Genomic DNA, 25,557 nt, shown 5'->3' on the forward strand with positions numbered 1-25,557 from the left:
CGACGAAGTTAGTGTAGTATGTTCGGCCACGATTACGGGCTCGCGGTGAATGTTTTGCGCATGCCAGCGAGACTTTACGTAAAAAGTATATACGTAACAATGAGTTGTTGAAAAAGGCCTCATTGTTTCATAAAGCATACCAGACGCCTGGGAAGGCGACACCTTAAGGAAGCTCAATGAGCGAGAAACTGCAAAAAGTGCTGGCCCGCGCCGGCCACGGCTCCCGCCGTGAAATTGAAGCGAAAATCGAAGCTGGCCGCGTCAGCGTCGATGGCAAAATCGCCACCCTCGGCGACCGTGTGGAGATCGTCCCCGGTTTAAAAATTCGTATCGATGGCCATCTGATCTCGGTGAAAGAGTCCGCTGAGCAGATCTGCCGCGTGCTGGCTTACTATAAGCCGGAAGGCGAACTGTGCACCCGTAACGATCCGGAAGGGCGCCCGACGGTGTTCGATCGTCTGCCTAAACTGCGCGGCGCGCGCTGGATTGCCGTTGGTCGTCTGGACGTCAACACCTGCGGCCTGCTGCTGTTCACCACCGACGGCGAACTGGCAAACCGTCTGATGCACCCGAGCCGTGAAGTCGAGCGTGAGTACGCCGTTCGCGTTTTCGGCCAGGTGGATGAAGATAAGCTGCGTCAACTGTCTCGCGGCGTGCAGCTAGAAGATGGTCCGGCGGCGTTTAAAACCATTAAATTCACCGGCGGTGAAGGGATTAACCAGTGGTACAACGTCACCCTGACCGAAGGGCGTAACCGCGAAGTGCGTCGCCTGTGGGAAGCGGTCGGCGTGCAGGTCAGTCGCCTGATCCGCGTGCGCTATGGCGATATTTTGCTGCCGAAAGGCCTGCCGCGCGGCGGCTATACCGAGCTGGACCTGGCGCAGACCAACTACCTGCGCGAGCTGGTGGAACTCACTCCGGAAACCAGCTCTAAGGTCGCCGTTGAAAAAGATCGTCGCCGGTTGAAAGCCAATCAGATCCGCCGGGCGGTGAAGCGCCACAGCCAGAGCAGCGCTAACCCGCGCCAGGGTAATAACAGCAACCGCCGTTCCAGTACCCGCAATAAGACCAACGGTTAATGTTGCGCGTTCCGGTGGTTTTGCGCCGGAACGCGGACTTCCTTTCGCCGTATCCGGCCCTCAGTAGTCAATCCCCATCTGTGCTTTAATGCCGGCATCAAAGGCATGTTTCACCGGGCGCAGCTCGCTAACGGTATCCGCCAGTTCAATAATATCGCGATGACAGCCGCGGCCGGTGATGATCACCGACTGGTGGGCAGGACGCTCACGTAGGGCGCTCAGCACCGCCTCCAGCGGCAGGTAATCGTAGGCCACCATGTAGGTCAGTTCGTCCAGTAGCACCAGATCGAGCTGGTCGTCGGCAAGCATACGGCGGGCATGCTCCCAGACCGCCAGACAGGCGGCGGTGTCGCTGTCGCGGTCCTGGGTGTTCCAGGTAAAGCCTGTCGCCATTACCTGGAATTCGACGCCGTGTGGCTCCAGCAGATTACGCTCGCCGTTAGGCCAGGTCCCCTTGATAAACTGGATCACGCCGACTTTTTTGCCGTGGCCGACGGCGCGGGTCGCGGTGCCAAAGGCGGCGGTGGTTTTGCCTTTGCCGTTGCCGGTAAAGACCATCACAATGCCGCGTTCGTCCTGGGCCGCCGCCACCCGGGCGTCAACTTTATCTTTCAGCCGCTGCTGGCGTTCGCGGTAGCGTTCATCACTCATTGGGCAATTCCTGGTTTACGCCCCGGTTGGGCGTCGAAGGTCATTCCCGTCTTGCGACGACTGTCGTCGCCCATCAGCCACAAATAGACGGGCATAATGTCAGCGGGGGTTTTCAGTTTCAGCGGATCTTCCGTCGGGAACGCGCTGGCGCGCATGCCGGTGCGGGTGCCGCCAGGGTTGATGCAGTTCACGCGCAGGTGGCGGCTTTGGTACTCGTCGGCCAGCACCTGCATCATCCCCTCGGTAGCGAATTTGGAGACGGCATAGGCGCCCCAGTTGGCGCGACCCTGACGACCGACGCTGGATGAGGTAAAGACCAGCGAACCTGATTCAGAACGGAGTAATAAAGGAAGAAGCGCCTGGGTCAGCATAAAGGTGCCATTGACGTTCACCTGCATCACCTGCTGCCAGACCTCCGGTTTCTGCTCATCCATCGGGCAGATATCGCCGAGCAGGCCAGCATTGTGCAGCACGCCGTCAAGGCGGGGATAGTGCATGCTGATCTGCTGCGCCAGCTGCTGACACGCCTGCGGCGTGCAGGTTAGCAGGTCGAGAGTAAACCAGCGGGGGGAAATACCGCCCTCGCGTTCAATCTCATGGGCGACGGCGCGCAGTTTTTCGTCGTTGCGGCCAAGCAGAATCACGCTGGCGCTGTAGCGGGCGTAGGTCAGGGCCGCTTCACGGCCAATTCCGTCGCTGGCCCCGGTGACCAGAATGATGCGATCTTTCAGCAAGTGGCGTTGCGGTTGATAATGCACGGCGACTCCTTTGGCGATCGGCTCTCGATCGCGCTTCATCTTTGGTATCTCACTTTTGCGCTGTTATGCCTGAAAGCGCCCGCCATTGCAATCGGCGAAGCGGAAAGTATTCACAAAATTAATATCTTGCAACGATTTCAGCCTCGCTGAAAAAAAACGGAATCCGCTGCGCAGAGGACACAAAGCACAAAGACTTCTCGCCAGGGGCTGATGTACACTGTGCAGCAACGTCAGTGCTTTACACAAGGTGAAAACGTGGAATTACTTGCTCAATATGGCTTATTTTTAGCCAAGATCGCGACCGTTGTCGTCGCTATCGCGGTGATTGCCGCTATTATCGTCAACCTGGCCCAGCGCAAGAAGCAGCGCGGCGAGCTGCGGGTGACGAATCTTAGCGAGCATTATAAAGAGATGAAGGAATCGCTGGCGGTGGCCCTGCTGGATGGCCCGCAGCAGAAGCAGTGGCATAAGTCGCAGAAGAAAAAGCAAAAGCAAGAGGCGAAGGCGGCGAAAGCGCGGGCGAAGCTGGGTAACGTGGAGCCGGAAGGCAAGCCGCGCGCCTGGGTGCTGGATTTCAAAGGCAGTATGGATGCCCATGAGGTCACCAGCCTGCGCGAAGAGATCACCGCGGTGCTGGCCGCGGCGAAAGCGCGCGATCAGGTGGTGATTCGTCTGGAAAGCCCCGGCGGGGTGGTGCACGGCTACGGGCTGGCTGCCTCTCAGCTGCAGCGCTTGCGTGACAAACAAATCCCGCTGACGGTGGCGGTCGATAAAGTGGCGGCCAGCGGCGGCTATATGATGGCCTGCGTGGCGAACAAAATTGTCTCGGCGCCGTTTGCGATCCTCGGCTCTATTGGCGTGGTGGCGCAGATCCCAAACCTGCACCGTTTCCTGAAGAACAAAGATATTGATATCGAACTGCACACCGCCGGACAGTACAAACGAACGCTCACTATGCTGGGTGAAAACACTGAAGAAGGACGGCGCAAGTTCCGCGAGGATCTCAATGAGACGCACCATTTGTTCAAGGATTTCGTACATCGGATGCGCCCGGGCCTTGATATTGAGCAGGTGGCCACTGGCGAACACTGGTACGGGGTACAGGCGCTGGAAAAAGGGCTGGTGGATGCGGTTGAAACCAGCGATGAGCTGCTGCTGGGATTAATGGAAAGCCACGAGGTGATCGGGGTGCGTTATCAACAGCGTAAGAAAATGCTCGATCGCTTCACAGGTAGCGCGGCGGAGAGTGCCGATCGACTGCTGCTGCGCTGGTGGCAGCGCGGACAGAAGCCGCTGATGTAGATGATAAAACGCGAGGCTCTGCCTCGCGTTCTCGTTTAGAGCAGTCTTAATCTACGCCGGTCTTAATCGACAAGGTGATATTTGTCCGACAGCTCATGGGCGAGGTACTTAAACATATTAAATACCGCTGTACTCTTTGGCGTCGGCAGACCCTGCTCATCAAGATAAAACTCACCGCTAAACACCAGGACATTGTTGCGCTGAACGACGTCGGTGGCTTCGATACCGGCTAACGTATCCTCATGTTCACGAATAAGTTTGTTGGCTTTTTCGAGCAGCGTCTGGCGATCGATTGGTTGGGTTGTACCTTGCATAACGGACTCCTCTTTTTCTCCGGGCGTAGTTTACGCCGCGCGGCGGCGCGGGGCAAATTTTCCATGGACAAAACAGGGGTAATCGTAACCAGTGGAGAAACAGCGGTTTACTGGCGTGATTCGCTTTTGCATGCTAATAAAGTTGCGTAACGAATTTTATCAGGTACAGTGTGACGCTTTCGGCGATCTGGCAACAGATTTGCTTGACATTCGGCCAAAAATTCTTCGTGCTATGTCACCTGACGAAAAAAGGTCAGTAAACTCAAGCGCCTGGTTTTACGGAGTTGAAACAGGTGTTCTGGGTTGATATTCACCGACGGTGCCGCAACATATGAGGCAGTCGCCAGTGGAGGGTGTATGAATGTGCGATGTATTCCTGGATGAATCAAATTAGGTAAAGGTGAATATGGGTAAAGCTCTCGTTATCGTTGAGTCCCCGGCAAAAGCCAAAACGATCAATAAGTATCTGGGTAATGACTACGTGGTGAAATCCAGCGTCGGTCATATCCGCGATTTGCCGACCAGTGGATCAGCTTCCAAAAAGAGCACCGACTCTACCGCCACCAAAGGGGCTAAAAAGCCTAAAAAGGACGAACGTGGTGCTCTGGTTAACCGCATGGGCGTGGACCCATGGCATGACTGGAATGCGCATTATGAAGTACTTCCGGGTAAAGAAAAGGTCGTTTCCGAACTCAAACAGTTGGCGGAAAAAGCTGACCACATCTATCTCGCAACCGACCTTGACCGCGAAGGGGAAGCCATTGCCTGGCACCTGCGGGAAGTCATCGGCGGCGATGAGCAGCGTTACAGCCGCGTGGTGTTCAATGAGATCACCAAAAACGCCATTCGTCAGGCTTTCGAAAAGCCGGGCGAGCTGAATATCGATCGGGTTAACGCCCAGCAGGCGCGTCGCTTTATGGACCGCGTGGTGGGTTATATGGTTTCGCCGCTGCTGTGGAAAAAAATCGCCCGTGGTCTTTCTGCCGGGCGCGTGCAGTCCGTCGCGGTCCGCCTGGTGGTGGAGCGTGAGCGTGAAATCAAAGCGTTCGTCCCGGAAGAGTACTGGGAAGTTGATGCCAGTACCACCACGCCGGGCGGCGACGCGCTGCCGCTGCAGGTGACCCATAAGGATGATAAGCCATTCCGTCCGGTCAGCCGTGATGAGACGATGGCGGCGGTATCGCTGCTGGAAAAAGCCAGCTACAGCGTACTGGAGCGGGAAGACAAGCCGACCAGCAGTAAGCCGGGCGCACCGTTCATCACCTCCACCCTGCAGCAGGCGGCCAGCACCCGCCTCGGCTTCGGCGTGAAAAAGACCATGATGATGGCTCAACGTCTCTATGAGGCGGGGCACATCACCTATATGCGTACCGACTCCACCAACCTGAGTCAGGACGCGCTGAACATGGTTCGCGGTTATATCAGCGATAAGTTTGGTAAAAAATATTTGCCGGAAAGCGCGAATCAGTACGCCAGCAAAGAAAATTCACAAGAAGCGCACGAAGCGATTCGTCCGTCTGATGTGAACGTGCTGGCGGAAACGCTGAAAGATATGGAAGCGGATGCGCAGAAACTGTATCAGCTGATCTGGCGCCAGTTTGTCGCCTGTCAGATGACGCCAGCGCAGTACGACTCCACGACGCTGACCGTGGCGGCGGGCGATTTCAAACTGAAAGCGCGCGGTCGTACCTTACGCTTCGACGGCTGGACCAAAGTGATGCCGGCTCTGCGCAAGGGCGATGAAGACCGGACCCTGCCGCTGGTCAAACAGGGCGACCAGCTGAGCCTGGTCGAGCTGACGCCTGCGCAGCACTTTACCAAGCCGCCGGCGCGCTTCAGCGAAGCCTCGCTGGTTAAAGAGCTGGAAAAACGCGGCATCGGCCGTCCGTCGACTTATGCCTCGATTATTTCCACCATTCAGGATCGTGGTTACGTGCGAGTGGAAAACCGTCGTTTCTACGCGGAGAAAATGGGCGAGATCGTCACCGACCGACTGGAAGAGAACTTCCGCGATCTGATGAACTACGACTTCACCGCGCAGATGGAAGATCGTCTCGATCAGGTGGCTAATCACCAGGCCGAGTGGAAAGAGGTGCTGAACCACTTCTTCGGCGATTTTTCCACCCAGCTGGAGACGGCGGAGAAAGATCCGGAAGAGGGCGGTATGCAGCCGAACCCGATGGTGCTTACCAGCATCGACTGCCCGACCTGCGGCCGTAAAATGGGTATCCGTACCGCCAGCACCGGCGTTTTCCTCGGCTGTTCGGGCTATGCCCTGTCGCCGAAAGAGCGCTGCAAAACCACCATTAACCTGGTGCCGGAAAACGAAGTCCTCAACGTGCTGGAAGGCGATGACGCCGAAACTAACGCGCTGCGCGCCAAACGCCGCTGCCAGAAGTGCGGTACGGCGATGGACAGCTACCTTATCGATCCCAAGCGTAAACTGCACGTCTGCGGTAACAACCCGACCTGCGATGGCTATGAGATTGAAGAGGGCGAGTTCCGCATCAAGGGCTATGACGGTCCGGTAGTGGAGTGCGAGAAGTGCGGCTCCGAGATGCACCTGAAGATGGGGCGTTTTGGGAAGTACATGGCTTGTACCAACGACGAGTGTAAGAATACGCGTAAGATCCTGCGCAATGGGGAAGTGGCGCCGCCGAAGGAAGATCCGGTGCCGTTGCCGGAGCTGCCGTGCGAGAAGTCTGACGCCTATTTCGTGCTGCGTGACGGGGCCGCGGGCGTCTTCCTGGCGGCCAACACCTTCCCGAAATCACGGGAAACGCGCGCGCCGCTTGTGGAAGAGCTGTACCGCTTCCGCGATCGTCTGCCGGAAAAACTGCGTTATCTCGCCGATGCGCCGCAGCAGGATCCGGAAGGCAATAAGACGCTGGTGCGCTTTAGCCGTAAAACGAAGCAACAGTACGTAGCGTCCGAAAAAGAGGGCAAAGCGACCGGCTGGTCAGCCTTCTTTATCGACGGTAAATGGACGGAAGCTAAAAAGTAACTGACCATTATCAGGCAGGAAAAGGGCGCTTTTCCTGCTCTGGCGGCCGGCAGGGGCCATGGATGCCTCTGCCGTGTCGTTTTCCTTTCTCTCCGCGCTTTTCACCCTCTTATAACCACCTATATTATTTTTCGTTACCGTCTATACAGTGTTGATATAAATGATATAGTGGTTATAGTTAATGCCTTTTTTATTATTAAAACGTCTTATACATCATCGCTTTCAGGATGCGTTGCGGCGCCACTATGGCCAACTGCCGGGAGGCCTGGCCTTCACCGGCGACAAGTTGCCTGAACGTAAAGTGTATTAAGCGGCTTCATTTTACGCGCAAACGGATATCAGCATGAAACTACAACAGCTTCGCTACATCGTTGAGGTGGTTAACCATAACCTGAATGTTTCATCCACCGCCGAAGGGCTTTATACCTCTCAGCCAGGCATCAGTAAGCAGGTGCGTATGCTGGAAGATGAGCTGGGCATCCAAATCTTTGCCCGCAGCGGCAAGCATTTGACTCAGGTGACGCCTGCCGGGCAGGAGATCATCCGCATTGCCCGCGAGGTGTTGTCGAAAGTCGATGCCATCAAATCTGTCGCCGGGGAGCATACCTGGCCGGACAAAGGGTCGCTGTACGTGGCGACCACCCATACCCAGGCGCGCTATGCGTTGCCCGGGGTGATCAAGGGCTTTATTGAACGCTATCCGCGGGTGTCGCTCCATATGCATCAGGGTTCGCCAACCCAGATCGCCGAAGCCGTGTCGAAAGGCAACGCCGACTTCGCCATTGCTACCGAAGCGCTGCATCTGTATGACGACCTGGTGATGCTGCCATGCTATCACTGGAACCGGTCGATCGTGGTGACGCCGGAGCATCCTCTGGCCTCCAGGGGCTCGGTATCAATAGAAGAGCTGGCGCAGTACCCGCTGGTGACCTATACCTTTGGCTTCACCGGCCGCTCCGAACTGGACACCGCGTTTAACCGTGCGGGCCTGACGCCGCGCATTGTCTTTACCGCTACCGATGCCGACGTCATTAAAACCTATGTTCGCCTGGGGCTGGGGGTTGGGGTGATTGCCAGCATGGCGGTAGATCCGGTCTCCGATCCGGACCTGGTGAAGCTGGATGCCAACGGTATTTTCAGCCACAGCACCACTAAAATAGGCTTCCGCCGTAGCACCTTCTTACGAAGCTACATGTATGATTTTATTCAACGTTTTGCACCCCATCTGACCCGGGATGTCGTGGATACCGCAGTGGCGCTACGGTCGAATGAAGATATTGAAGCGATGTTCAAAGATATAAAACTTCCGGAAAAATAACCACGTTAAAAATAATGGCATTCCGTGTAAGGAGTGCCATTAACTATCATGGCCCTTATTTAACAACTTAAACCTCGAACCAATCACAAAATTAAGAATTTCTGATAACGCGTTTTTCATAATGCCCGTCGCGATCAAATAACCGGTCAAATATATTCCATCAGGCCTAAATTCACTGGATTAATCGTTTATCCATAATTAAGATTTATCTGTACCTGATGATTTGAGCAATTGGTGGTGACAATATGATAAGTAATATCGATTACATGAAACTGGCGATGTCATACGAAAATGACAAAACCGAAATCGATCCCGTTCTGCGTAGTCGCGTATGGGGCGTAGTGTTGGTAGGGCTGGCGATGTTCTGGAGCATCATCGCGCTCACCATCTGCAACATCTGGATTGTCAGCTAAAGCTGTAGGTCATCGTTGTAGATACATGTCATTTTTATGACAGTGAAAGGAAACTGTAATATAAAATCAGTGACCGGCAATACAGGGAGAATATATTTTGCCGCGGGATTCATCCAACCTGAAATCAATCACAAGAGCTAATCGGCCAGCAGGTAATGATTAGCTCTTTTTTTGTCCTCGTGTACTAATACAATATCGCTTAAAAGACCTCTCTGCACTATTTTGGTGCTATTTCCTCTGCGCGTAGATAATTCCCTTTAACCCCTCTCCGTCACATCAGATTTAGCAATTTGGGTTGTTATCAAAGTGTTATGCCCATCATGTGTTATCTTTAATGGAGACCCTGAGGAGAATCGGGGTATGCCATCCCTGAGATAAAGGAGGAGCTATGTCGTCAACCCTACGAGAAGCCAGTAAGGATACGCTGCAGGTTAACGCGAAAACCTGGCATTACTACAGTCTGCCGCTGGCGGAGAAGCAGCTGGGCGATCTCAGTCGACTGCCCAAGTCGCTGAAGGTGCTGATGGAGAACCTGTTGCGCTGGCAGGACGGTGACTCGGTGACTGAAGAAGATATTCGCGCCCTTGCCGGTTGGCTGCAGCAGGCCCATGCCGACAGGGAGATTGCTTATCGTCCGGCCCGCGTCCTGATGCAGGACTTTACCGGCGTACCGGCGGTGGTGGATCTGGCCGCCATGCGCGAGGCGGTGAAACGCCTGGGCGGCGATACCGCGAAGGTGAACCCGCTGTCGCCGGTCGACCTGGTGATCGACCACTCGGTGACGGTCGACCGCTTCGGCGATGACGAAGCCTTTGAAGACAACGTCCGCCTGGAAATGGAACGTAACCACGAACGCTACGCTTTTCTGCGCTGGGGGCAGCAGGCCTTTAGCCGCTTCAGCGTGGTGCCGCCGGGCACCGGGATTTGCCACCAGGTCAACCTGGAATATCTCGGACGGGCGGTGTGGAGCGAAGAGGTGAATGGGAAGTGGATGGCGTGGCCGGATACCCTGGTGGGCACCGACTCCCATACCACCATGATTAACGGGCTCGGCGTGCTGGGCTGGGGCGTGGGCGGGATTGAAGCGGAAGCCGCCATGCTTGGCCAGCCGGTGTCGATGCTGATCCCCGATGTGGTAGGCTTTAAGCTCAGCGGCAAATTGCGCGAAGGCATTACCGCTACTGACCTGGTCCTGACGGTCACCCAGATGCTGCGCCAGCACGGCGTTGTCGGAAAATTTGTTGAGTTCTACGGTGACGGTCTGGATACCTTGCCCCTGGCCGACCGCGCCACCATCGCCAATATGGCGCCAGAGTATGGCGCCACCTGCGGTTTCTTCCCGATCGATGACGTGACGCTCAGCTATATGCGCCTCAGCGGACGTAGCGAAGAACAGGTGGCGCTGGTGGAAGCCTATGCCAAAGCGCAGGGCATGTGGCGCCAGCCGGGCGATGAGCCGGTCTTTACCAGTACCCTGGCGCTGGATATGGGCAGCGTTGAAGCAAGCCTCGCCGGGCCGAAGCGGCCGCAGGATCGCGTGGCGCTCGGCGATGTGCCGAAAGCCTTTGCCGCCAGCGGCGAGCTGGAGGTTAACCACCTTCAGCGTCAGCGCCAGCCGGTGGCGTATACGCTGAACGGGCATCACTATTCGCTGCCGGATGGCGCTGTGGCCATTGCGGCGATCACGTCCTGTACCAACACCTCCAACCCCAGCGTGCTGATGGCCGCCGGCCTGCTGGCGAAAAAAGCCGTCGAACGCGGACTGCAGCCGCAGCCGTGGGTGAAAGCTTCTCTGGCCCCGGGCTCGAAAGTGGTGTCGGATTATCTGGCCCATGCCGGCCTGACGCCTTACCTCGACCAGCTCGGCTTCAATCTGGTGGGATATGGCTGTACCACCTGTATCGGTAACTCCGGCCCGCTGCCGGAACCTATTGAAGAAGCAATCAAAAAGGGCGACCTCACCGTCGGGGCGGTGCTCTCCGGTAACCGTAACTTCGAAGGGCGTATCCACCCGCTGGTGAAAACCAACTGGCTGGCCTCGCCGCCGCTGGTGGTCGCTTACGCGCTGGCCGGGAACATGAACATCGATCTTACCCGCGAGCCGCTGGGGCAGGGCAGCGACGGCGAGCCGGTCTATCTGAGAGATATCTGGCCGAGCGGGGAGGAGATTGCCCGCGCGGTGGAACAGGTCTCCACGGAGATGTTCCGCAAAGAGTACGCGGAAGTGTTTTCCGGGACAGAGGAGTGGAAGGCGATCAAGGTGGAGGCGTCAGATACCTACGACTGGCAGGAAGATTCGACCTATATTCGCCTGTCGCCGTTCTTTGACGAGATGGGCATCGAGCCGCTGCCGGTGGAGGATATTCACGGCGCGCGGATCCTCGCCATGCTGGGCGATTCAGTAACCACTGACCACATTTCGCCGGCGGGAAGCATCAAAGCCGATAGTCCGGCAGGCCGCTATCTGCAGGAGCATGGGGTTGCCCGGCGCGACTTTAACTCCTACGGCTCACGTCGCGGTAACCATGAGGTGATGATGCGCGGCACCTTCGCCAATATCCGCATCCGCAACGAAATGGTGCCGGGGGTGGAAGGGGGCATGACCCGCCATCTGCCGGACCGCGAACCGGTGGCGATCTACGATGCAGCGATGCTATATAAAGCTGAGGGCATACCGCTGGCGGTGATTGCTGGTAAGGAGTATGGCTCAGGTTCCAGTCGCGACTGGGCGGCGAAGGGGCCGCGCCTGCTGGGGATCCGGGTGGTGATCGCCGAGTCCTTCGAACGTATCCACCGCTCCAACCTGATCGGGATGGGGATTCTGCCGCTGGAGTTCCCGCAGGGCGTCACCCGTAAAACGCTACAGTTGACCGGCGAAGAGCGGATTGATGTCAGTAACCTGCAGTCGCTGCAGCCCGGCGCCACGGTGCCAGTGACCCTCACCCGCGCTGACGGCTCGCAGGAGGTGATCGCCTGCCGGTGTCGTATCGACACGGCGACCGAACTCACCTACTACCGCAACGACGGCATTTTGCACTACGTTATCCGCAATATGCTGTAAAACGAAGGGCCAGCATCGCTGGCCCTCTCTTTACGCTGCCGCCGGTATTATTCCGCCGGCTTGCTGTTCAGCAGATGGCCCATCTTGGCGGCTTTGGTGTCCAGATAGTGGGCGTTTTTCGGGTTGCGCCCGACGATCAGCGGAACGCGCTCCACAATGTTAATCCCGGCTTCGCTGAGGATTTCCACTTTTTTCGGGTTGTTGGTTAACAACCGCACTTGCTCAACGTTGAGCAGCTTGAACATATCGGCGCACAGGGTGAAGTCGCGTTCATCGGCGGCGAAGCCAAGCTGATGGTTCGCTTCGACAGTGTCATAACCCAGATCCTGCAGCGCGTAGGCGCGGATCTTATTCAATAAACCAATGTTGCGACCTTCCTGACGATGATAGAGCAGGATCCCCCGGCCTTCTTCGGCGATATGCGACAGGGCCGCCTCCAGCTGAAAGCCGCAATCACAGCGCAGGCTAAACAGGGCATCGCCCGTCAGACATTCTGAATGGACGCGGGCGAGCACCGGCGACTGCCCTGAAATATCGCCGTATACCAGCGCGACATGATCCTGTCCGGTTGCCAGTTCTTCAAAACCCACCATCAGGAAATCGCCCCAGGGGGTTGGCAGTTTGGCTTCTGCCACACGTTTAAGCTGCATGTGATTCTCCAGATTCTGTCAGCACCTGAATGTGCTTTCTGTTTACCGCTATTTTGCCACAACGCCGGGACGTTCTCCTAATCACGAACGGTTAGCCGCGCGGAAAGCGCACAAACGATCTACTTTCCGCTATGATGTTCATCTACAAGGAGAAGGAGAGAAAATGCTGTTGATTGCCCGACGAACCGCTCTCGCGGCGGCGCTGCTGCTGGTCATGCCCCTCACGGTCTGGCTGTCTGGTTGGCTGTGGCAGCCAGGACTGCCGGTGGTATGGCTGAAAAGCCTCTGGTGGGTGACGGAAACGGTGACCCAGCCGTGGGGAATTATCACCCATGTTGTGCTGTGCGCCTGGTTTCTCTGGTGCCTGCGCTTTCGCCTGCGCGCGGCGCTGATCCTGTTCCTCATTCTTGCCGCCGCCATCCTGGTGGGACAGGGGACCAAATCCTGGGTCAAGGCGCGGGTTCAGGAGCCGAGACCGTTTGTCATCTGGCTGGAAAACGCAAGGCAGGTGCCGGTGACGCAATTCTACGCGTTAAAGCGCAAAGAACGCGCTAAACTGGTGCATGAGCAGCTGGCGCAGGCGCAGGACATCCCGCCGTTTTTACGCAAACACTGGCAGAAAGAGACCGGGTTTGCATTCCCGTCAGGCCATACGATGTTCGCCGCCAGCTGGGCGCTGCTCGCTGCCGGGCTGCTGTGGCCGCGTCGGCGCTGGGGCACGATCGCGGTGCTGCTGGCGTGGGCGACGGCGGTGATGGGGAGTCGCCTGGCGCTCGGTATGCACTGGCCGCTGGATCTCATCGTCGCTACGCTGATCTCCTGGCTGCTGGTCACGGTGGCCTGCTGGCTGACGCAGCGTCTTTGCGGGCCGCTTTCGCCGCCGGGGGAAGAGGCGCAGGATATTAAAAAACGGATGCCTGAAGCGGAATAATGTTGATTTTAGCGGCATCCGACCGCATATCCTGTCGAGTTGCCGTGCTTTTTCGTTCCACCGCTGCGGCGAAAATGATACTTTATAGGGCTGAAAGCGGGCTTTTTACGCGCAACCCACAGAACGGGAAGTCATGTGAAATATTTACTCATTTTCTTACTGGTGTTAGCAATCTTCGTCATTTCAGTGACGCTGGGGGCGCAGAATGACCAACAGGTCACTTTCAACTATTTGCTCGCTCAGGGTGAATTCCGCATTTCGACGCTGCTGGCGGTGCTGTTCGCCGCGGGCTTTGCTATCGGCTGGCTGATCTGCGGCCTGTTCTGGCTGCGGGTGCGCGTCTCGCTGGCGCGCGCGGAGCGGAAAATAAAGCGCCTTGAACACCAGATTGCCCCTGTCAGTCCGGCGGCTGTCGAGGCAGGCGTGCCTGCGGTGAAGGAATAATCTCTTATGCTGGAGTTGTTGTTTCTGCTTTTACCCGTTGCCGCCGCCTACGGTTGGTACATGGGGCGCAGAAGTGCACAACAGTCCAAACAGGACGACGCGAGCCGCCTGTCACGGGATTACGTGGCGGGGGTAAACTTTCTGCTTAGCAACCAGCAGGATAAAGCCGTCGATCTGTTCCTTGATATGCTGAAAGAGGATACCGGCACCGTTGAGGCCCACCTGACCCTCGGCAACCTGTTCCGCTCGCGCGGCGAGGTCGACCGCGCGATCCGTATTCACCAGAGTCTGATGGAAAGCGCGTCGCTCACCTATGACCAGCGCCTGCTGGCGGTGCAACAGCTGGGGCGCGACTATATGGCCGCCGGGCTGTATGACCGCGCGGAAGATATGTTCAAACAGCTGGTGGATGAGACCGATTTTCGCCTCGGCGCGCTGCAGCAGCTGCTGCAGATCTACCAGGCGACCAGCGACTGGCAGTCGGCTATCGAGGTGGCTGAACGGCTGGTGAAGCTGGGGAAAGAGAAGCATCGTGGCGAAATCGCCAACTTTTGGTGCGAACTGGCCCTGCAGCAGATGGCGGCCAACGATCTGGATAAGGCGATGGCGCTGTTGAAGAAAGGCGCCGCCGCGGACCGCAACAGCGCCCGGGTTTCGATCATGATGGGCCGGGTTTGGATGGAGAAGGGCGACTACGCCAAAGCGGTGGAGAGCCTCGAGCGGGTTATCGATCAGGATAAAGAGCTGGTGGGTGAGACGCTGGAGATGCTGCAAACCTGTTACCAGCAGCTCGGCAAAGCCGATGAATGGGAAGTTTTCCTGCGCCGCTGTGTGGAGGAGAACGCCGGGGCGACCGCCGAACTGATGCTGGCGCAGATCCTTGAGCAGCGGGAAGGGGTCGAAGCGGCGCAAAACTACGTGACCCGGCAGCTTGAGCGCCACCCGACCATGCGCGTTTTCCATAAGCTGATGGACTACCATCTCAACGAAGCGGAAGAAGGGCGGGCGAAAGAAAGCCTTGGGGTGCTGCGAAACATGGTCGGCGAACAGGTGCGCAGCAAACCGCGCTACCGTTGCCAGAAATGCGGCTTTACCGCTCATACTCTCTACTGGCATTGTCCGTCCTGCCGCTCCTGGGCGACCATCAAACCTATTCGCGGCCTCGACGGCCAGTAAGGTCAAAAAAAAACAGACGATTTAGTTACAACATACTTATCATTTCTTTCCCGTCACCGCCTGCAGCCCCGGCAACGCCATCGTCCGCGCAGGGCAAAACAGCAGCCTGTTATTTTGTTAGCTTCACAGGTAGAATGCTGCCCGTTTACCTTTTTTGCGCCCTCTGGCGCCCATCAACACTAAGGTCTGGTCATGACGTCAACAGCTATCCCATCTTCCCGCGCTGTCACTTCCTCTCCCGTTGTGGTTGCGCTCGACTATGATAATCGCGATAAAGCGCTGGCATTTGTCGACCGCATCGACCCGCGCGACTGCCGCCTGAAGGTGGGCAAAGAGATGTTCACCCTGCTGGGACCGCAGTTTGTCCGCGATCTGCATCAGCGTGGGTTTGAGGTGTTCCTGGACCTTAAGTTTCACGATATTCCCAACACTACCGCCCGCGCGGTGGCGGCCGCCGCCGAGCTTGGCGTATGGATGGTGAATGTCCATGCCTCCGGCGGCGCGCGGATGATGACCGCGGCACGCGAAGCGCTGCTGCCCTTTGGTCAAGACGCGCCGCTGCTCATCGCCGTCACCGTCCTCACCAGCATGGAGTCCAGCGACCTGCAGGATCTGGGCATTACCTTATCCCCGGCTGACTACGCGGCGAAGCTGGCGGCGCTGACCCAACGCTGCGGCCTCGACGGGGTGGTGTGTTCAGCTCAGGAGGCGGTACGCTTTAAGCAAGAGCTGGGGCAGGCGTTCAAGCTGGTCACCCCGGGTATCCGTCCGCAGGGCAGCGATGCTGGCGATCAGCGGCGGATCATGACTCCCGAGCAGGCTCAGGCGGCAGGGGTGGACTATATGGTCATTGGCCGCCCGGTTACCCAGTCGACCGATCCAGCCGCGACGCTGCGGGCGATCAATGATTCTCTGCGCAAGGGGGCATAATGAGCGATTCCAACAGCCGTCTGGTCTACTCCACCGAAACCGGGCGTATCGACGAGGCGAAACCGGCGCCGGTGTGCCCGAAAGGCGACGGTATTGTGCGGATCCAGCGCCAGACCAGCGGCCGCAAGGGCAAAGGCGTCTGTCTGATTAGCGGAATTGATGCCGACGATGCGGCGCTCACTGCGCTGGCGGCAGAGCTGAAGAAGAAATGCGGCTGCGGCGGCGCGGTGAAAGATGGCGTGATCGAGATCCAGGGCGACAAACGGGATTTACTGAAGTCGCTGCTCGAGGCGAAAGGGATGAAGGTGAAGTTAGCCGGCGGCTAATTGTTATTTCAACCCTAATTAATGGCCTGGTGAAATAACAAGGCCGCGGTGAATGCCGCGGCCTTGAATGTTTTAACGTGCGTAAGTCAATTCGTGTGAATTATTCTTTTATTTCGTCAGATAAATATATTATTTGCCGACCTGGTGACCAATAATACCACCGACTGCTGCGCCACCCAGGGTACCGAGTGCGCTACCGTCAGTTAACACCGCACCGCCGATGGCGCCGGCACCTGCGCCGATAGCAGTGTTACGATCGCGTTTAGACATGTTAGAGCAAGCGCTCAGAGACATTGCTACAGTGACAGCCAGAACAACAGCAGCCATTTTTTTGCTCGTTGAAGTCATCATTTTTTTCTCCTGAATAATCTATTCATGGATTACAGCGCTCCTGTAAGCATAGCCTGATAAAGCAGCTTTAGGGCAATTCCATGAAGTTAGGGTGCGCAGGTATCACGAAAATCACGCAGGTGATAGTCACTTCCTGTTATATCGCTAATAATAATTTTACTTTTTTTAAAATTTAGCGTCAGGTAAAAAGTCTTAATTACCGGCTCGGAATACTCTCAGAGCGTTAACGCGCCCGTCCGACGCTTGGCTGGGACGGGGCGGAGACACATCAGACGTAGGGTACAATATCCACAGTCAGGCCGCTGCGCAGCAACTGCTCACGGCAGTCGTTCGGCAGACGATCGTCGGTGATAATACGATTAAAGCGGCCGGCTGGCCCAAGCGGATAGGGGTGCACCGCGCTGAATTTTGAGCTATCGCTGAGGATAATCGCTTCGCAGTGCTTCTCCAGAACGGCGTTAACCACGTCCGCACGCATCATATCGCGACCGGTAAAGCCGGTTTCCGCCTGCCAGCCATCGATCCCGATAAAGGCTTTACTGAAATGCACCTGCTGGATGAACTGGCGGGTCAGTGGGCCAACCATACTTTCACTGCGTTTCTGGTAAATCCCGCCCAGCAGGATCACCTCTCCCGGCGTCTCTTTCAGCAGATGGGCGATATAGCTGCTGACGGTGATGATGGTGATATCGCCGCGTTCGGCCAGGGTGCGCGCCAGCAGGGCGTTGCTGCTGCCGTTTTCGATAAATACCGTTTCGCCGGCATTCACCAGCGCCGCGGCGCGGCTGGCCAGTTCACGCTTAATGGCGAAATGGGTCATCATGCGGGTTTCGACATCTTCACTGTCCAGTGGGACGGCGTAGCCATGGGTGCGGCGCAGATAGCTCTGCTTCTCCAGCAGGTTCAGATCCTGACGGATGGTGACCTCTGAGACTCCGGTCATCTTCGCCAGATCGGCGACGCTCATGCGGCCTTTATCGATGACCACTTGCAAAATACTTTGTTGTCGGGCGTTCATAGCAACATCACTGTTAGGGGGCTATACGGCGAGCAACCGGTCAGCATCGCCGGTTGCGGCATGTGGGCGATAATCAGATTTCCCAGGGCGCTTTGGGTGGTTTGTTTTGCTCGGCGTCGTCTGCCGCCAGCGCCAGCAGCTCCGCTTTGAGGATCTCCAGATTATGGATCGCGGAGTGGTAATCACCGGCAACCAGAATATCCAGCACGGTATCGATACGTTGGGCGAGCAGGTGGGCATTCACATCTGACATGGCATTATCCTGGTAACAAAAACGAATGAAATCAATGATGCTAAAAATGGGTGAAAAAGAGAAGCGAAAAAAACGCACAACCTTAATCGGTGCGACGGAAATGGCGGGACAGGGAGGAAAGAAGGAGCGGTTCCCGGAGGAACCGCTGTGATGAGACGTCAGGCAGCCGGACGAGCAATGATGCTACGAGTTTCCATGCGGACTTCAGCGATAGTGACATCGATAACATCGGTCACTTTGTAGACCACTTCTCCCTTAATCTGCACGGTGCCGTTTTCCTGGCTGCAGACCAGTTCGTCGCGCACGGCGTGAAGGAACGGGGCCGGAATAAAGGCGACCGCGCCATTGTCCACCAGACGCACGCGCATCCCGCCGCGGCTGATGTCGATGATCTCCGCCGCAAAGCGGGTATCGGTGCCGGCTTTATCGTTGAGGAAACGGGCATACAGCCAGTCGGCGACATCGCGTTCGGCCATGCGGTTGAGACGACGGCGCTCCGCCATCTGCACGGTGGCTTCATCCTGCGGGCGCGCAATGGTTTCGCCTTTGATGATGGCCTTAAGCAGACGGTGGTTGATCATGTCGCCATACTTACGGATCGGCGAGGTCCAGGTGGCGTAGGCCTCAAGACCGAGACCAAAGTGCGGGCCCGGCTCGGTGCTGATTTCAGCGAACGACTGGAAACGACGTATGCGGCTGTCGAGGAAACCGGTCGGCTGGGCGTCCAGTTCGCGACGCAGCTTGCAGAAACCTTCCAGGGTGAGCACTTCCGTCGGATCAACGTGTACGTCGTGGGTCTTCAGCAGGGCAGCCAGCTGTTCGGTATTCGCCGGATCGAAGCCGGTGTGGACGTTATAAACGCCGAAGCCGAGCTTGTCGCGCAGAACGCGGGCGGCACAGATGTTGGCGGCGATCATCGACTCTTCGACAATACGGTTGGCAATACGACGCGGTTCCGCGACGATGTCCAGCACTTCGCCTTTTTCGCCGAGGACGAAACGGTAATCCGGGCGGTCTTTAAACACCAGCGCGTGGGTCTGACGCCATTCGCTGCGACGCTGACACACGTCCTTCAGCAGCGTAATTTGCTGCGCGATCGCCTCGCTGCCCGGCTGCCAGCTGCCGCGGCCTTCCAGCCAGTCAGAGACGTCGTCATAGGCCAGCTTGGCTTTCGATTCGATGGTGGCGGCAAAGAACTCGATGTTGTCTTCAATGGTGCCATCGGCCGCCAGGGTCATCCGGCAGGCCAGCACCGGGCGCACTTCATCGGCACGCAGGGAACACAGGTCGTCTGACAGTTCGCGCGGCAGCATCGGGATGTTGAAGCCCGGCAGATAGTTGGTAAAGGCGCGTACTTTTGCGGCGTTGTCCAGCTTGCTGCCTTCGGCAATCCATGCGGTCGGGTCAGCGATCGCCACCGTCAGCAACAGTTTGCCGTCGGCGCCAGATTCGACATACAGTGCATCGTCCATATCTTCGGTGCTGGCGCTGTCAATGGTGACGAAGTCGAGGGCGGTCAAATCGCGGCGTGTCAGCCCTTCGTCAAGCATCTCGGTGGCGACGCCGTCCGGTGCCTCTTTTTCCAGATTATGGCGCGCCAGCGTCACCCACCACGGGACGAAGTGGTCGTCGCTGAAGGTGATGAACTGGGTCAGCTCCGCGTAAAATCCGCGGTCGCCTTTTAACGGATGACGGCGCATTTCAGCGACGGCCCAGTCACCCTGTTTGAAATCATGCTCAACGCCACGGGCGGCGCGGCAGGGAATGGCGTCTTTCAGCAGCGGATGGTCAGGAACGATAGCGAGGCGATCGTCTTTCTTCTGGACTTTACCGACGAAACGGGTCAGGAAAGGCTCAACCAGCGACTCCGGCTCGGCGCTTTCGCGTTCTTTTTCAGAATGGATCACCGCAACGATACGGTCGCCATGCATCACTTTTTTCATCTGCGGCGGCGGAATGAAGTAGCTCTTCTGAGCGTCCACTTCGAGGAAGCCAAAGCCCTTTTCCGTGCCCTTAACGACCCCTTCCGCGCGCGGCGTTTGGGAATGCAGTTGCTGTTTAAGCTGCGCTAGCAGCGGGTTATCCTGAAACATAATTAGGTATTTTCGTGGCTAAAAGAGCGGCTGACATTTTTACGCGATTATGCCTGTCGCAGCAAGCGCTGTTTCAGCAATTTACGTCTGCTGACGCACATTGCCGAGGGCGATTTTCAGACGATTCATCCAGCCGCACAGCCCGCTCCAGGTTAACAGATCGATCGCTTGTTCCGCTGAGAGTCCATATTCGCCGAGGGGTGTTAACTGGGCGGCGCTAAACCGGTCCGGGGAGCGGGTTAACAACTGTACCGCGGTAACGAGCGCGCGCGACTGAGGATGCTGCCCAAGCCAGCGATGGAGAGCCTGATCGCCCTCCCGTAAATGGCTGGCGAACGCTTCTTCACCGTGCCAGTGGGGGAGCCAGGCGTCAAAACAGGTGGCGCTGCCATTGGTGCGCGCGGTGAGTAAGGCGACCTGCGGGCCAAAGGTATCGTTGCCGCTGAGCTGGCGTAACAGCGTCTCCAGCGGCGCCATCAACTGCGGGTCGCAGGCCAGCAGCGGAGCCAGCGGGCCCAGGCCGGGCAGCGACTGCCAGCTGGCGATGCGCCGCTGGCGCTCGTCATCGGCATACTGCAGATCGGGATCTTCAATGTCGGTTTGCCACTCTCCCGGTGGGATGGCAAACAGGCCGGCGGGCGCCTCCTCTTGCTGCGGCATTCCGGGGATCCAGCGCACCGGGAAGCCCTGCGCCGCCTGCAGCACGGCAATCGCCCGCGCCTGGAAGCCGACAAAACCGATAATCTGGTTGATCAGGATAATATCCCGGCTGGTCAGGCCCACTTCGTCCAGCTGGCTGCGGGAAAGGGCGTTAATGACGGAGGGGGAACCGGCGAGCTGACGAGCGTATTGGGTGATCTGCGCCAGACGACGGTTGCTCTCGCGCGAAGAGTCGGGCCCCGGCAGGGGCGCCAGGCGGGCGGCATAGTGGTTACACAGCCGCTGGACGCCGTAGACCTGGGCGACGGTGAGCGCAGTGCTCAGGCGATCGTAGGCGGTAAAGGTTTGCAGGCGGCTTACCGGCACCTGGTCGGGAAACAGCCGCTCGGCGAGCTGGCGCGCGGGGCGTAGCCAGCCTGTGTGGGCGTGTAGCCAGGCGTCCGGCAGCGTCAGGTCCAGCAAAAAGCGGTCTTCAACATGGGCGGCTTCAGGGACGAGCGGCAGGACATCCACCGGGCAGATTGTTGACTGGGTTTCGTGATACCAGTGGTTTTTGCCATTCACGCGGCGTGGCTCCATGGGCTTTCCTTGTTCGGTATGTGGCGAACCGCCGTTCCGCGGATCGTTTATGCAGAACTATCCTGGCGTAACCCGGAAGCAGGAGAAAATATTGATACGTGCTATCAAATAGCCGATTGGAATAACAGGGGGAGCGCAAGGCCTGGGAAGGGAAAACCCTCCTCACCGGGGCGAGGAGGGGAAGGAACTTATTTCAGTTCCAGCTCGTTCATAGCGGCGATACTGAACCCACCATCAACGTGAACGACTTCACCGGAGATACCCGCAGACAGGTTGGAGCACAGGAAGGCTGCGCTGTTACCCACGTCTTCAATGGTGACGGTGCGACGGATCGGGGTGACCGCTTCGCAGTGCGCCAGCATTTTACGGAAATCTTTGATACCGGACGCGGCCAGGGTACGGATCGGACCGGCGGAGATAGCGTTGACGCGAACGCCTTCCGGACCCATCGCGTTCGCCATATAGCGCACGTTCGCTTCCAGAGAGGCTTTCGCCAGACCCATCACGTTGTAGTTCGGGATCGCGCGCTCGGCGCCCAGGTAGGAGAGCGTCAGCAGAGCAGAATCCGGGTTCAGCATCGTGCGGCAGGCTTTAGCCATCGCCACGAAGCTGTAGGCGCTGATGTCGTGCGCAATTTTGAAACCTTCGCGGGTGACCGCGTTGACGTAGTCGCCGTCTAACTGGTCAGCCGGGGCATAACCGATAGAGTGGACGAAACCATCGAATTTTGGCCAGACTTTTTCCAGCTCGGTGAACAGCGCGGTGATGCTCTCATCTTCAGCAACGTCGCACGGCAGCACAATGTCAGAACCCAGCGCGGCAGCAAACTCTTCAACGCGACCTTTCAGTTTTTCATTCTGATAGGTGAATGCCAGTTCCGCGCCTTCGCGGTGCATTGCCTGCGCAATACCGTAGGCGATGGACAGTTTGCTGGCGACGCCAGTGATCAAAATGCGCTTACCGGAAAGAAAACCCATAGCTTTAATCCTTATCGTTATTGCTTATTTTTACTTTAACAATCATAACGTTAACATTGTTATTTCAAAATAACTCAAATTTAGCCGGGAATTATATCCCACTGACGACCCCTTGTGTCACGATATTTTTCAGCCGGCCCGCGCCGCGCGGGGCAAAAGCCGATCGCGATGGCTCAAGTATACCATTTTTCTCTGCTGACTATTTGAGCGCAATCGCCGCCAGCAGCAGACGCCCATCGGCGCTGAGAGGCAGCAACTCCCCCGGAGCGTCGCCGTGCCAGCAGAGCCCGCTGCCGACGGCGCAGCGCCGTCCGGCCAGATCCCATTCACCCTGCAGCACATAAGCAACCCCGTCAGTGGCCGGTCGCTGCCGGTCGCTCACCACCTCAACCTGCGCGAGGGCTCGCCCGCGCTGGGTCATGACATTGAAGTCCAGTCCAGGCTCAACGATCCCGACGCTGGACAGCGCCCATTCGCCGGGGAACGCCCACGGCTGCCAGCGCGCCAGCGGATGGTCGATCTCCTCCCCGCGCAGCCGTAGCGGTTGCCCCGCCAGCAGGACGATCGTCCGGTCGACGCCGGGAAAAAGGGAGAATGGGCCATCGGCCTGCAGGGTGGCAATGCTCGCGCGCCAGAGAAAAGGCGCATCTACGGAAGGAACGGCGATAATTTCCCGGGTGGCGCCAGCGCCGTTCTTCCATGGCGTGACGGGCAAGGTAGCGTAATCAAAATAGGTGATCATAGTTTGCTCGGCGGAAGTCTGAAGTGGATAGTATTTGTTACACGCTTGTCTCAATGTTCTTACAAATTATTTACAACAGGGCTCACAAATCCATCATTGAGCGCGTGTGCGGGTTTGTCAATGCTTGTATATACATGAGCAGTCATCTGCGAATTATCTTATCGCCTTGACCAGAGCCATCATGACAAAACGCGATCGGGAGAATGAAAATGCAACAGCGTATTACTTTCCGCCAGGCCTGCCTGGTCACCCTGTTTTCGGGGCTACTGCTGTCTGGTGGCTCAACATACGCTAAAGAGTGGAAATCGATCACCATCGCTACGGAAGGCGGCTATGAACCCTGGAATCTAACCCTTCCCGGAGGGAAACTCAGCGGTTTCGAGCCCGAGCTTATGGCGAATTTATGCCAGCGGATGCAGATCGAATGCAAACTGGTGGTGCAGAACTGGGATGGCATGATTGCCGGACTTAACGCCGGAAAATATGACGTGATCATGGATGCTATCGTCGTCACCCCAGAGCGCTCGAAGGTCGTGGCGTTTACCCAGGCATACGCAGCCACGCCGGCCTCTTTCATTGCGGTAAAAGGGTCGCTGCTACCGCCTTCGCCAGCGGTCAAGCTTCATGATAATGAGAAAGAGATTCAGGCGGCGATTGCGCCGCTGCGCGCGGCGTTGAAAGGGAAAACCATCGGCATCGCGTCCGGCACCGTGTACACGCCGTTTATTGATAAGTATTTCAAGGATATCGCTGATGTCCGGGAATATAACAACTCAGCGGATGCGATCCTCGACCTGCAGGCTGAGCGCATCGACGCAGTGTTTGATGATATTACCTTTGCCAACACCACCCTGTCGCGCCCGGAGAATAGCAATCTGGCATTGAGCGGTCCGCTGATGAGCGGCCCAATCTGGGGAGGCGGTGAGGCGATGGGCGTGCGCCTCGCCGATACCGAACTCAAAGCGAAACTGGATAGCGCCATTCAGGCGGCGCTGGCCGATGGGACGGTAAAAAAACTGAGTGAGAAATGGTTTAAAAGCGACGTGACTCCCTGAGCGAGGCAACCATGTTAAATCTTCTGAGTTTGGGTGAAAACGGGTGGGGGACGCTGATCCTCAGCGCAACGCTGACTACGTTGCTGCTGTCGCTCGCGGCGCTGGCCGTCGGTGCGGGGGTGGGCGGCGTTATCGCCGCCGCGAAGCTGTCCCGCCACGCGCCAGCGCGCTGGTTCGGCGCCGCCTGGTCGGTGGTATTCCGCGGTATCCCTGAATTACTGGTGATCTATCTGTTTTATTTTGGCGGCTCAGGGATGATTTCATGGCTGGGGCGTCTGTTTGGCGCAGACGGCTTTATTGAGGTTCCGCCATTTCTGATTGGCGCTCTGGCGATTGGCTTGATCTCCTCCTCGTATCAGGCGGAAGTCTACCGTGCTGCTCGTCTGGCGCTGATGCCCGGGGAAGTGGAGGCGGCTTCCGCCATTGGCATGCCGCGCTGGCGGATCCTGCAGCGCATCCTGTTGCCGCAGATTGTCCGTTATTCGCTGCCGGGTTTGTCCAACGTCTGGCAAATGAGCCTCAAAGACTCGGCGCTGGTATCGGTGACCGGGATGGTTGAACTGATGCGCGCCAGCCAGATTGCCGCTGGCTCTACCCGCGATTATTTCCTGTTCTATCTCATCGGCGGCGGCTGCTATTTGATCCTGACGTTGCTCTCTAACCGCGCGTTTACCCGGGCGGAGAGCCGTCTGAACCGCGCCTGGCTGCGTCGCAGCGCCGCGCAGGCGTAAGGAGCCCATATGATTATCGATTTTGCCTTTCTCGGTGAGACGTTGTTGAAGCTCGGCGCGGCGCTGCCAGTGACGCTGGGGCTCTTTATCTGCTCTTTTTTGCTCGGCGGCGTGTTGGCTCTTGGCGTTCTGGCGCTGCGAATGAGCCGCTGGCCGCTGGCAAGCGGTTTCGCCAAAGGCTATATCCTAATCTTTCGCGGTTCGCCATTGCTGATCCAGTTGTTTCTCATTTATTACGGGCTGGGTCAGTTTGGGGTGATCCGCCACAGTTTCCTGTGGCCGCTGCTGCGCGAACCCTTTATCTGCGCCGTTCTGGCGCTGGCGCTCTGTACGGCGGCCTATACCGCGGAAATTCTGCGCGGCGGGTTGCTGGCGATACCGCCGGGCCAGATTGAAGCCGGCCAGGCTTGCGGTATGTCGCGCTGGCTGCTGCTGCGGCGGATCATTGCCCCGGTGATGCTGCGCTATGCGCTGCCAGCCTACTCCACGGAGGCCATTTTATTGGTCAAGTCGACGGCGCTGGCAAGCCTGGTGACCGTCTGGGACGTCACGGGGGTGGCCCAACAGATTATTCAGCGTACCTACCGGACGATGGAGGTATTCCTCTGCGCGGCGGCCATCTACCTGCTGCTCAATTTCATCATTGTGCAGCTGTACGCCCTGCTTGAACGGCGTTTAACCCCGCATACCCGGCAAAATCCGGCGACCGTGTCGCTCAAGCCGATAACCAAAGGAGAGTAA

Annotated in this window: 25 protein-coding genes; 14 read left to right on the forward strand and 11 right to left on the reverse strand. The window is 57.5% G+C overall.

What is annotated here, in order from left to right; all coding sequences use genetic code 11:
• Positions 1 to 176 precede the first annotated feature (176 nt).
• Complete coding sequence (gene rluB, locus ACOI7Z_RS06995) at positions 177 to 1,079, forward strand: 23S rRNA pseudouridine(2605) synthase RluB (RefSeq protein ID WP_023289330.1); 903 nt, start codon at positions 177 to 179, stop codon at positions 1,077 to 1,079.
• 60 nt (positions 1,080 to 1,139) lie between these two features.
• Here the strand turns inward: rluB and cobO are convergent, their stop codons facing one another.
• Positions 1,140 to 1,730 (reverse strand): cob(I)yrinic acid a,c-diamide adenosyltransferase, encoded by a 591-nt coding sequence (gene cobO, locus ACOI7Z_RS07000; protein WP_023289331.1) that lies wholly within the window; start codon positions 1,728 to 1,730, stop codon positions 1,140 to 1,142.
• A complete protein-coding gene (locus tag ACOI7Z_RS07005; protein ID WP_087848747.1) occupies positions 1,727 to 2,488 on the reverse strand; it encodes a YciK family oxidoreductase in 762 nt (253 codons plus the stop codon). Before ACOI7Z_RS07005 ends, cobO begins: the two co-directional genes overlap by 4 nt.
• A gap of 255 nt (positions 2,489 to 2,743) precedes the next feature.
• Between ACOI7Z_RS07005 and sohB the strand changes: the two genes are divergently transcribed.
• Positions 2,744 to 3,790 (forward strand): protease SohB, encoded by a 1,047-nt coding sequence (gene sohB / locus ACOI7Z_RS07010; protein WP_032429135.1) that lies wholly within the window; start codon positions 2,744 to 2,746, stop codon positions 3,788 to 3,790.
• A 62-nt stretch (positions 3,791 to 3,852) separates the two neighbouring features.
• Here sohB and ACOI7Z_RS07015 read toward each other — a convergent pair whose 3' ends face one another.
• Complete coding sequence (locus tag ACOI7Z_RS07015) at positions 3,853 to 4,104, reverse strand: YciN family protein (protein WP_002901761.1); 252 nt, start codon at positions 4,102 to 4,104, stop codon at positions 3,853 to 3,855.
• A 406-nt stretch (positions 4,105 to 4,510) separates the two neighbouring features.
• Here ACOI7Z_RS07015 and topA point away from each other — a divergent pair, with 406 nt between their 5' ends.
• From topA to acnA, 4 genes are all read left to right on the forward strand, one after another.
• Entirely contained in the window at positions 4,511 to 7,108 is a 2,598-nt protein-coding gene (gene topA, locus ACOI7Z_RS07020; protein ID WP_087848749.1) for a type I DNA topoisomerase, read from the forward strand.
• A gap of 343 nt (positions 7,109 to 7,451) precedes the next feature.
• Positions 7,452 to 8,426, forward strand: a complete 975-nt coding sequence (gene cysB, locus ACOI7Z_RS07025; RefSeq protein WP_004203875.1) for an HTH-type transcriptional regulator CysB — start codon at positions 7,452 to 7,454, stop codon at positions 8,424 to 8,426.
• 245 nt (positions 8,427 to 8,671) lie between these two features.
• Entirely contained in the window at positions 8,672 to 8,839 is a 168-nt protein-coding gene (locus ACOI7Z_RS07030; protein ID WP_002901776.1) for a YmiA family putative membrane protein, read from the forward strand.
• A gap of 388 nt (positions 8,840 to 9,227) precedes the next feature.
• Positions 9,228 to 11,900, forward strand: coding sequence for an aconitate hydratase AcnA (acnA, locus tag ACOI7Z_RS07035; protein ID WP_023289335.1), 2,673 nt, complete (start codon positions 9,228 to 9,230; stop codon positions 11,898 to 11,900).
• A 47-nt stretch (positions 11,901 to 11,947) separates the two neighbouring features.
• On the opposite strand, the gene ribA is transcribed toward acnA, so the two are convergent.
• On the reverse strand, positions 11,948 to 12,550 hold the full coding sequence (gene ribA / locus ACOI7Z_RS07040) for a GTP cyclohydrolase II (protein WP_087848750.1): 603 nt from the start codon (positions 12,548 to 12,550) through the stop codon (positions 11,948 to 11,950).
• Between the two features lie 163 nt (positions 12,551 to 12,713).
• On the opposite strand from ribA, the gene pgpB reads away from it, so the two are divergent.
• The 5 genes from pgpB to yciH all read left to right on the forward strand — a co-directional run bounded on the left by pgpB (position 12,714) and on the right by yciH (position 16,357).
• Complete coding sequence (pgpB, locus tag ACOI7Z_RS07045; RefSeq protein WP_023289337.1) at positions 12,714 to 13,481, forward strand: phosphatidylglycerophosphatase B; 768 nt, start codon at positions 12,714 to 12,716, stop codon at positions 13,479 to 13,481.
• A 135-nt stretch (positions 13,482 to 13,616) separates the two neighbouring features.
• Positions 13,617 to 13,925 carry a LapA family protein gene (locus tag ACOI7Z_RS07050; protein ID WP_023289338.1) on the forward strand — a complete coding sequence of 103 codons (309 nt, stop codon included), beginning with the start codon at positions 13,617 to 13,619 and terminating at the stop codon, positions 13,923 to 13,925.
• Between the two features lie 6 nt (positions 13,926 to 13,931).
• Positions 13,932 to 15,101: a lipopolysaccharide assembly protein LapB gene (gene lapB, locus ACOI7Z_RS07055; protein ID WP_004203879.1), complete on the forward strand. Its 1,170-nt coding sequence runs from the start codon at positions 13,932 to 13,934 to the stop codon at positions 15,099 to 15,101.
• Between the two features lie 192 nt (positions 15,102 to 15,293).
• The gene (pyrF, locus tag ACOI7Z_RS07060; RefSeq protein WP_023289339.1) at positions 15,294 to 16,031 is read left to right on the forward strand and encodes an orotidine-5'-phosphate decarboxylase; all 738 of its coding nucleotides are present in this window, start codon (positions 15,294 to 15,296) and stop codon (positions 16,029 to 16,031) included.
• The gene (gene yciH / locus ACOI7Z_RS07065) at positions 16,031 to 16,357 is read left to right on the forward strand and encodes a stress response translation initiation inhibitor YciH (RefSeq protein ID WP_087848751.1); all 327 of its coding nucleotides are present in this window, start codon (positions 16,031 to 16,033) and stop codon (positions 16,355 to 16,357) included. Before pyrF ends, yciH begins: the two co-directional genes overlap by 1 nt.
• Before the next feature lie 129 nt (positions 16,358 to 16,486).
• Here the strand turns inward: yciH and osmB are convergent, their stop codons facing one another.
• From osmB to ACOI7Z_RS07100, 7 genes are all read right to left on the reverse strand, one after another.
• A complete protein-coding gene (osmB, locus tag ACOI7Z_RS07070; protein WP_002901783.1) occupies positions 16,487 to 16,705 on the reverse strand; it encodes an osmotically-inducible lipoprotein OsmB in 219 nt (72 codons plus the stop codon).
• Between the two features lie 271 nt (positions 16,706 to 16,976).
• The gene (locus ACOI7Z_RS07075) at positions 16,977 to 17,726 is read right to left on the reverse strand and encodes a DNA-binding transcriptional regulator YciT (protein ID WP_086075764.1); all 750 of its coding nucleotides are present in this window, start codon (positions 17,724 to 17,726) and stop codon (positions 16,977 to 16,979) included.
• A gap of 73 nt (positions 17,727 to 17,799) precedes the next feature.
• Positions 17,800 to 17,979, reverse strand: coding sequence for a hypothetical protein (locus ACOI7Z_RS07080; RefSeq protein WP_004203883.1), 180 nt, complete (start codon positions 17,977 to 17,979; stop codon positions 17,800 to 17,802).
• Positions 17,980 to 18,137: 158 nt separating this feature from the next.
• Entirely contained in the window at positions 18,138 to 20,072 is a 1,935-nt protein-coding gene (locus tag ACOI7Z_RS07085) for an exoribonuclease II (protein ID WP_023289341.1), read from the reverse strand.
• Positions 20,073 to 20,153: 81 nt separating this feature from the next.
• The gene (locus ACOI7Z_RS07090) at positions 20,154 to 21,311 is read right to left on the reverse strand and encodes a CMD domain-containing protein (RefSeq protein ID WP_060591015.1); all 1,158 of its coding nucleotides are present in this window, start codon (positions 21,309 to 21,311) and stop codon (positions 20,154 to 20,156) included.
• 188 nt (positions 21,312 to 21,499) lie between these two features.
• Entirely contained in the window at positions 21,500 to 22,288 is a 789-nt protein-coding gene (fabI, locus tag ACOI7Z_RS07095; protein ID WP_023289343.1) for an enoyl-ACP reductase FabI, read from the reverse strand.
• Positions 22,289 to 22,487: 199 nt separating this feature from the next.
• Positions 22,488 to 23,030, reverse strand: coding sequence for a HutD family protein (locus ACOI7Z_RS07100; protein ID WP_086075766.1), 543 nt, complete (start codon positions 23,028 to 23,030; stop codon positions 22,488 to 22,490).
• A gap of 209 nt (positions 23,031 to 23,239) precedes the next feature.
• Between ACOI7Z_RS07100 and ACOI7Z_RS07105 the strand changes: the two genes are divergently transcribed.
• Genes ACOI7Z_RS07105 through ACOI7Z_RS07115 form a run of 3 tightly spaced genes read left to right on the forward strand, consistent with a single transcriptional unit; the run spans position 23,240 to position 25,557 of the window.
• Complete coding sequence (locus tag ACOI7Z_RS07105; RefSeq protein ID WP_023289345.1) at positions 23,240 to 24,085, forward strand: transporter substrate-binding domain-containing protein; 846 nt, start codon at positions 23,240 to 23,242, stop codon at positions 24,083 to 24,085.
• 11 nt (positions 24,086 to 24,096) lie between these two features.
• A complete protein-coding gene (locus ACOI7Z_RS07110) occupies positions 24,097 to 24,816 on the forward strand; it encodes an ABC transporter permease (protein ID WP_023289346.1) in 720 nt (239 codons plus the stop codon).
• Between the two features lie 9 nt (positions 24,817 to 24,825).
• Positions 24,826 to 25,557, forward strand: a complete 732-nt coding sequence (locus ACOI7Z_RS07115) for an ABC transporter permease (RefSeq protein WP_023289347.1) — start codon at positions 24,826 to 24,828, stop codon at positions 25,555 to 25,557.

Origin of the sequence: Klebsiella sp. C283 (assembly GCF_048822555.1) — a bacterium.
Lineage (GTDB): Bacteria > Pseudomonadota > Gammaproteobacteria > Enterobacterales > Enterobacteriaceae > Klebsiella > Klebsiella quasipneumoniae.

Coding starts and splice junctions, on each gene's coding strand:
- rluB (WP_023289330.1), top strand. CDS start 177: ATGAGCGAGAAACTGCAAAAAGTGCTGGCCCGCGCCGGCCACGGCTCC.
- cobO (WP_023289331.1), bottom strand. CDS start 1,730: ATGAGTGATGAACGCTACCGCGAACGCCAGCAGCGGCTGAAAGATAAA.
- ACOI7Z_RS07015 (WP_002901761.1), bottom strand. CDS start 4,104: ATGCAAGGTACAACCCAACCAATCGATCGCCAGACGCTGCTCGAAAAA.
- topA (WP_087848749.1), top strand. CDS start 4,511: ATGGGTAAAGCTCTCGTTATCGTTGAGTCCCCGGCAAAAGCCAAAACG.
- cysB (WP_004203875.1), top strand. CDS start 7,452: ATGAAACTACAACAGCTTCGCTACATCGTTGAGGTGGTTAACCATAAC.
- ACOI7Z_RS07030 (WP_002901776.1), top strand. CDS start 8,672: ATGATAAGTAATATCGATTACATGAAACTGGCGATGTCATACGAAAAT.
- acnA (WP_023289335.1), top strand. CDS start 9,228: ATGTCGTCAACCCTACGAGAAGCCAGTAAGGATACGCTGCAGGTTAAC.
- ribA (WP_087848750.1), bottom strand. CDS start 12,550: ATGCAGCTTAAACGTGTGGCAGAAGCCAAACTGCCAACCCCCTGGGGC.
- pgpB (WP_023289337.1), top strand. CDS start 12,714: ATGCTGTTGATTGCCCGACGAACCGCTCTCGCGGCGGCGCTGCTGCTG.
- lapB (WP_004203879.1), top strand. CDS start 13,932: ATGCTGGAGTTGTTGTTTCTGCTTTTACCCGTTGCCGCCGCCTACGGT.
- pyrF (WP_023289339.1), top strand. CDS start 15,294: ATGACGTCAACAGCTATCCCATCTTCCCGCGCTGTCACTTCCTCTCCC.
- yciH (WP_087848751.1), top strand. CDS start 16,031: ATGAGCGATTCCAACAGCCGTCTGGTCTACTCCACCGAAACCGGGCGT.
- osmB (WP_002901783.1), bottom strand. CDS start 16,705: ATGACTTCAACGAGCAAAAAAATGGCTGCTGTTGTTCTGGCTGTCACT.
- ACOI7Z_RS07075 (WP_086075764.1), bottom strand. CDS start 17,726: ATGAACGCCCGACAACAAAGTATTTTGCAAGTGGTCATCGATAAAGGC.
- ACOI7Z_RS07080 (WP_004203883.1), bottom strand. CDS start 17,979: ATGTCAGATGTGAATGCCCACCTGCTCGCCCAACGTATCGATACCGTG.
- ACOI7Z_RS07085 (WP_023289341.1), bottom strand. CDS start 20,072: ATGTTTCAGGATAACCCGCTGCTAGCGCAGCTTAAACAGCAACTGCAT.
- ACOI7Z_RS07090 (WP_060591015.1), bottom strand. CDS start 21,311: ATGGAGCCACGCCGCGTGAATGGCAAAAACCACTGGTATCACGAAACC.
- fabI (WP_023289343.1), bottom strand. CDS start 22,288: ATGGGTTTTCTTTCCGGTAAGCGCATTTTGATCACTGGCGTCGCCAGC.
- ACOI7Z_RS07100 (WP_086075766.1), bottom strand. CDS start 23,030: ATGATCACCTATTTTGATTACGCTACCTTGCCCGTCACGCCATGGAAG.
- ACOI7Z_RS07105 (WP_023289345.1), top strand. CDS start 23,240: ATGCAACAGCGTATTACTTTCCGCCAGGCCTGCCTGGTCACCCTGTTT.
- ACOI7Z_RS07110 (WP_023289346.1), top strand. CDS start 24,097: ATGTTAAATCTTCTGAGTTTGGGTGAAAACGGGTGGGGGACGCTGATC.
- ACOI7Z_RS07115 (WP_023289347.1), top strand. CDS start 24,826: ATGATTATCGATTTTGCCTTTCTCGGTGAGACGTTGTTGAAGCTCGGC.